Source organism: Roseibium sp. (assembly GCF_025698965.1).
Classification (GTDB): Bacteria; Pseudomonadota; Alphaproteobacteria; order Rhizobiales; family Stappiaceae; genus Roseibium.
The window spans coordinates 1-5,740 of the sequence record NZ_JAILWL010000428.1 but is presented as its reverse complement, the minus strand read 5'-3'; the positions used below and the strand labels follow the sequence as shown (position 1 = coordinate 5,740).

Genomic DNA, 5,740 nt, shown 5'->3' with positions numbered 1-5,740 from the left:
CGCGGATGGAATTTTGAGCCCTGAATCGTCTCAAGAAAGGTTGGTGGCGTAATGCGGGGCATGATTTCTGCCTCGCGCGTACCGTTGTTCGATGAAGCTAATCAAGCGTTGCGCACTGTTTGCGTTGTGAAACTGGCGTCGGGGTTGACCGTCGACGATGCCGTGAAGCGTTTTTCTGCACTTGGTGCACAGTTCGAGGTGATCGCCGAAGGAGATGGGGAGCAAACGGCTGCTGTTATCAACTGGGGTGGGCGCAGGAGTTCCATTCCGGTGACCATTTCCGAGGAAGAAGCGTCGGAATGGCTGCTGGAGGAACTAAGCCGGGAATACGCGCAATTGATTGCGCCGCCGCATCATGATGTAGCATCGCTCGCAAAAGCGCTGCGAAACCCGAGACCGTTGAACCGGGGAGCGGACTCCTACGCTATTTGGTATCTTGAAACAAACGAGCCGATGGTATTGAAAGTCGGTTCTCCGGATGTGATCGAGCTCGAAACCAGCTTTTTTGGTCAGGCAACTACGGTCTCTCCGCAATTGTTCCCCCGCATATGGTCGAGCGGAGATTTTGCTGGACGGGCCTGGTATCTGATGGAAGCCGGCAAGCCCGACAGTGGGGAAGAGCTTGTCTTTTCCCGCCGTGATCGGCTTGGGCTCGATCCGGACTGGATCGAGACGCTTGTGTCGACGCTGGTGCCTCTCGCGGAGCTTTATCGAGGAACGGTGGTTGAGCGCACCTGTAAAGTCGCTCGATATCATTATACCGAACGAATCTTGCGGCTGCTGAAGCGTGATGATTTTCGGCAAACTGCAGCTGAAACGGCATCTATCCGGGAAATCGGAGCCACATTGCGGAAACCTTTGCGAGTGAACGGCATGGCGCTTCCTGCTGCAGAGGAACTTGTCGAACATGCGAGCCGTTCGGGACATGGGTCCGTACCGCGTTTTTCGACGATGATCCATGGCGACCTGCATCTCAAAAACATGGTTGCAACCTTGCGCGGGCGCACGTTCATCTTGCTGGACCCGCGTCTTCAATGGGACTGTGAGCAAGTAGACCGGTTCGCTTACGGCGACCCGGTTTATGACATGGCGACCTTGCTTCACAGCGTCGGCGGTATGGCTCCGATCTTGCGCGCCATTGAAACGGACACGGTCGATCGGATTGTGACGATCGAAGAAACGAGCCGTGAGGTACAGGTCAATTTTTCAACGCCATTGCTGGACCTGATCAGGACGACGCTCACGAACTTCCCGAAGGTATGTATTCAGCTGTTACCGGCCGAAACGATGGGTCCAAGCTTTCCCTTCCGCCTTTACGCAGGAGCGGCAAATGCAACGTTCGGATGGTTGAAATACAAAGACGCGGTCAAGAACGAGCATGCCTGGTGGGCGATCTACGCGCTCGCGTCAATTTACCTGGATGCAGCATCGGGAAGAGGGGTGGCCAATGCTTGACACGACAAAACTGATCTATGGGTTTTTCATCTACCGGCTCTTCCGCTACAGCTACTTTCACGTTGCCATCGGACTGGTCTATTTCCAGAGCGTTGGCCTGAGCCTGAGCCAGGCGCTCAGTCTGGAAAGTATCTACTACATCACGAAGGCGGTCAGCGATGTCCCCGGCGGGTATTTCGCCGACAGGATCGGACGTAAAACCAGCCTCATAACAGGCTCTCTGCTTTGTGCCGCTGCCTATGGAATAATGGGACTTGGGAGCACCTACGCAGTGTTTGCGTTGGCTGAAATCATGCTGGGCGTGGCGATGAGCCTTGCGACAACGTCAGACTCCGCTCTGCTATACGACGAGCTGGAGGCCCGGGGAGAGGTTAAGCGTTATGAGCAGGTGGAGGGCACCGGATGGGCCATGCGCAATCTCGGATTTGGCGCAGCCTCGGCTGTTGGGGCCTGGATCGCAGCCGCCACGTCACTTGCCGTCCCGTTTCTAATCAGCGCAGTTGTTATTTCGGTTTCGGTGCTGTTCGTCCTTTTCTTTCTGCATGAACCTCACTTTCATGAGAACAGGAAGAAGACACCCTGGTTCAGTATGATCGGTCGCGTTCTTACCCAACCCGGTTTTTTCCTGATCATATTGTTTTTCGCCATCACCTTCATTGCTGTGCGAATTGGGTTCTGGGCATTCCAGCCCATGCTGGAATATCTGCAGGTCGAACTCGGTTATTACGGCGTTCTGTTTGGGATCATGCTTGGTATCTCTTTGCTGTCCGCGCTTCGTGTGAGGTGGGTAAAAACGATGACCGGTGGCCCCTGGTCCGTTCTGGCGCTGCTTATTTCGGTTTGTTTCATCGTGCTTGCCGCTGGCGCCTATCTTGGAGGGATAGTCGGGCTGGTCATCGTGCTACTGGGATTTGCTATCCATTCCGTTGCCCAAGGTGTTTACGACCCGGTGATGCGCAAGGAGATCAACACCTTGAGCGAAGGGCCTGTCAGAGCTTCGACGATGGCAGTGGCAACCATGCTTGGAAATATCGGATTTGCCGTGGTCGCGCCTGTTTATGGCTGGTCGGTCGAAAGTTACGGGCAGGGTGCTTCCATGCTTGCCATCGGTTTGATGGTCGCCGTTGTTTCGGTGCCCTTGTGTTTTGCGATCAATGCCAGAGCGGTTTTGCCTGTGGCGGCGGAATGACCTGGCGCTGCTCTCATGTGTGGCTTGCGCCGACATTGCCTTCAGCACGAATGCTGCTGCAATCCAGGCGTCTTTGAGTAGAGGCTGCACGGGTCTGGTTATCCGTCAGGCATGCGCATCGTTTACGAAGGGATTACCTAAGTTCGTAGTCTGTGCGCATGCAATCAACTCTTGCGCAGGTCTCCGAAACTGCGAATGTCAGTTCCTTCCTGACGTCGTTTTTCCGTGTAAGCCTTGAGAGTATTTCTTGCGCGCGGGTTCTCCCAGGCGACCAGCGCCTTCGCATAGCTTGAACGCTTTGAAATTCTCTCGAACCAGCGTTGCAGATGCGCCGTATCTTCGAATGGCCATCTCATCAGCTCAAATCGATGAACGTTTGGGATCCAGGCTATGTCGGCGAGGGAGAAGTCCTTTCCGGATAAAAAACTGCGGCCATCCGACAAGACGTCATTCAAATGATCAAACTCGGCCTTCGTCCGATTGACGGCGGCGGCAATCCTGTCCCTTTCGAACCCCTTGGCAAAATCTGCATGGAATTGTTTCAGCCATTGGTTTTTGTGATTTTCATGGAAAGATTTGACTTCCTCGCTGTCCTTCGCCGGGCCGCCACGAAACAGGAACTCGAAGGTCAGCAGTTTCAGGTCTTTTTGAGCAGCGTCCGCGCGCTTCAGAAGATCGGCATCAACACTTTTGGAAAGGTCGTCATTGCCTTTGGAAATGTGCCGGATGATGTCGACGGATTCTATGTAGAGATGGCCGTCCTCAACGAGAGCAGGAACGACGCCGTTCGGATGGATTGACTGGTACTCTTCCGTCGCGTGCTCGCCGCGTTCAAGATTGATCAAATGGCTTTCGAACTCGCGTCCGGCTTCTGCCAGAGCGATGCGAACCCGTTGGGAGCAGCTCGACATTCCGGCATGCCACAAATGAAGCCCTTTGAGGGACTTCAAGCTCTGATCTCTCGGTTCGATCTCAGGCATCTCAGACGACCCTTCTTATCCTTTGCGTGCCTGAAACCAGTTGTTTTTCAGGGCTTTTGCAATGTGTTGGTGTTCAATCCCGCGACGCTTCGGATCAAAGCGCAGACCTATGTTTGAGGTTTTTAACCAAGCCCGCTGAGGCGGCCCAGATAATTGGTGATGAGTTTCATGGCCAGCGCACTCAGAAGATCGATGAGTTGATTGTCCGTGTAGCCTGCTTGCAGAAATCGGTGTCGGGCCTCATCTGAAATAGCTCCGCGGGTTTCAAGTATTTCCTGTGTGACGTTTACGAGTGCGTCTATTTTCTCATCACCTGTTGGCCGTCCCGACAAAATGGCATCAACCTGATCCTCAGGCATTTTGAAGATCTTTTTCAGTCCTCGTGAATGGGCATCGGTACAGTAGCCACAGCCGTTATACATGCTGGCGACAAGATAGATCGATTGCTGCTCAATCTTCGTAAAATCGGTGTCATTCATGTTTCCCAGAATGTCCAGATAGCTCTTCAGTGTGACCGGAGAGTTCGCCATCACGCCTTTCAACGGCAAGATACCCCCGAAAATGCTATTGATGCGCTCCAGGAGAGGGGCGGACGCGGACGGAGCCGTCTCCAGGTTCAAAACTGAGTATCGTGCGGGTTGACTGGTCACTACAGGCTCCATTCCACATTCGAGGTACCGGACTGCGCAAGTAAGAACTCATTCTGTTTATGGTATGACGGTTTATGTGTGAAATGTTCAGTGTTGATTTCACTGATAGCGAATTGTTATAAATTAGTTCATGGAAATTCGCCTTCTGAGAACATTCTCCGCTGTTGCCAAACACATGAACTTCTCAGCAGCTGCACGAGAGTTGAACACCGTTCAACCGGCTGTCAGTCGACAAATATCAGACCTGGAATATGAACTGAATGTGAAGCTTTTCGTGCGCACGACGCGAGACGTCAAGCTGACTGCTGCGGGTGAAACGTTGCTTGAGGAAGCAGTCAAGATAATCGCTCAGGAAGAGCAGGCGAGGGACCTTGTCGAACGGGCGGCCGCTGGCAAGACAGGGAAACTCAGGATCGGATACATCGCACCTGCCTGCCTTGAATTTTTCCCGGCGCTCATAAAAAAATACACCATGCAACATCCTCATGTTCAGCTCGTTCTGGAAGACATGACGGCCAAGCAACAGATCGATGCCTTCATGACGGGACAAATCGATCTCGGTTTTTCGAGAAGCCTGCCGGATACAATGCAGGCCGGTTTCAATTGCATCAACATATACACGGACGAGATTTCGGCGTTCGTTTCCAGCAGTCATCCTCTAGCAGATCGACCTGCAATCAGGTTGAAAGATCTGGAGAGCCAGCCCTTTGTCATGTTTGAACGCAGCGGTGCGGTAAATCTTTTTGACCAGTCCATTGCGGCCTGTCAACGTGCCGGGTTTTCGCCGAAAATCGAACGCCAGGCCGCCAATATGCAGACAGTGTTAACCCATGTAGCGTCAGGACTAGGCGTGACGCTTGCCCCAAGCTGTATCCGTCACCTGAACATGACCGAATGCTGCCGGATTCCGATCAAGGACAAGATCAAAGGAATGCCGCTTGAACTCCAGTACAGCAAGAACCACAGCAACCCGACAGTTGAGGCATTCGTGAAAATCGTTGAGGATGCGAGGCCTGAGATACGAGCGCAGATGGAAACCAAAACCTGACCGCTTTGACAAATGCCTTTCGTATATCGGGGCAGCCTTGAGCCGCCCCGGAATTAGTAGACAGGGTCAGGCCGGTACCTGCACAACCATTTCCATCTCAATTTTCAGATCGGGTGCGGCAAGGGCATTTACGCCGATGCCGGTCAGGCTTGGCTGGGTGCCATCCAGGAATTTTGCCAACTGGGTCATCACAATCTCCTGAGCCTCATCGCCAAGATCAGTGACGTAGAGCCGCATCTGAACGATATCGCGGGGCTTTGCCCTGATTGCGACAAGAGCTTCCCGCAGGTTCCCGATAACAATCGCGGTCTGTTCTGCAATGTTCCCGGGAACCGATCCACCGTCCCGCCGCCAGGCAACCTGGCCTGAAACAAATGCAAGGCGGTGTGGGTCGACGATGGAGATTTGCGAGTAACCG

6 protein-coding genes are annotated in these 5,740 nt (G+C 53.4%); 3 read left to right on the top strand and 3 right to left on the bottom strand.

What is annotated here, in order from left to right; translation table 11 throughout:
* The first annotated feature begins 51 nt into the window (after window positions 1–51).
* Window positions 52–1,455, top strand: coding sequence for a phosphotransferase (locus tag K5905_RS26035; protein WP_297589619.1), 1,404 nt, complete (start codon window positions 52–54; stop codon window positions 1,453–1,455).
* The gene (locus tag K5905_RS26030; RefSeq protein ID WP_297589616.1) at window positions 1,448–2,644 is read left to right on the top strand and encodes an MFS transporter; all 1,197 of its coding nucleotides are present in this window, start codon (window positions 1,448–1,450) and stop codon (window positions 2,642–2,644) included. Before K5905_RS26035 ends, K5905_RS26030 begins: the two co-directional genes overlap by 8 nt.
* A 164-nt stretch (window positions 2,645–2,808) precedes the next feature.
* Here K5905_RS26030 and K5905_RS26025 read toward each other — a convergent pair whose 3' ends face one another.
* Both K5905_RS26025 and K5905_RS26020 read right to left on the bottom strand, forming a co-directional pair.
* Window positions 2,809–3,624 carry a glutathione S-transferase family protein gene (locus K5905_RS26025; protein WP_297589614.1) on the bottom strand — a complete coding sequence of 272 codons (816 nt, stop codon included), beginning with the start codon at window positions 3,622–3,624 and terminating at the stop codon, window positions 2,809–2,811.
* Between the two features lie 122 nt (window positions 3,625–3,746).
* Window positions 3,747–4,274 carry a carboxymuconolactone decarboxylase family protein gene (locus K5905_RS26020; RefSeq protein WP_297589611.1) on the bottom strand — a complete coding sequence of 176 codons (528 nt, stop codon included), beginning with the start codon at window positions 4,272–4,274 and terminating at the stop codon, window positions 3,747–3,749.
* A 130-nt stretch (window positions 4,275–4,404) separates the two neighbouring features.
* Here K5905_RS26020 and K5905_RS26015 point away from each other — a divergent pair, with 130 nt between their 5' ends.
* Complete coding sequence (locus tag K5905_RS26015; RefSeq protein WP_297589609.1) at window positions 4,405–5,322, top strand: LysR family transcriptional regulator; 918 nt, start codon at window positions 4,405–4,407, stop codon at window positions 5,320–5,322.
* Window positions 5,323–5,388: 66 nt separating this feature from the next.
* Here the strand turns inward: K5905_RS26015 and K5905_RS26010 are convergent.
* On the bottom strand, window positions 5,389–5,740 hold a 352-nt coding region (locus K5905_RS26010; RefSeq protein WP_297589607.1), incomplete at its 5' end, for a RidA family protein.

Bases quoted from the DNA above. Each gene is read 5' to 3' on its own strand.
- K5905_RS26035 (WP_297589619.1), top strand. From the start codon at position 52: ATGCGGGGCATGATTTCTGCCTCGCGCGTACCGTTGTTCGATGAAGCT.
- K5905_RS26030 (WP_297589616.1), top strand. From the start codon at position 1,448: ATGCTTGACACGACAAAACTGATCTATGGGTTTTTCATCTACCGGCTC.
- K5905_RS26025 (WP_297589614.1), bottom strand. From the start codon at position 3,624: ATGCCTGAGATCGAACCGAGAGATCAGAGCTTGAAGTCCCTCAAAGGG.
- K5905_RS26015 (WP_297589609.1), top strand. From the start codon at position 4,405: ATGGAAATTCGCCTTCTGAGAACATTCTCCGCTGTTGCCAAACACATG.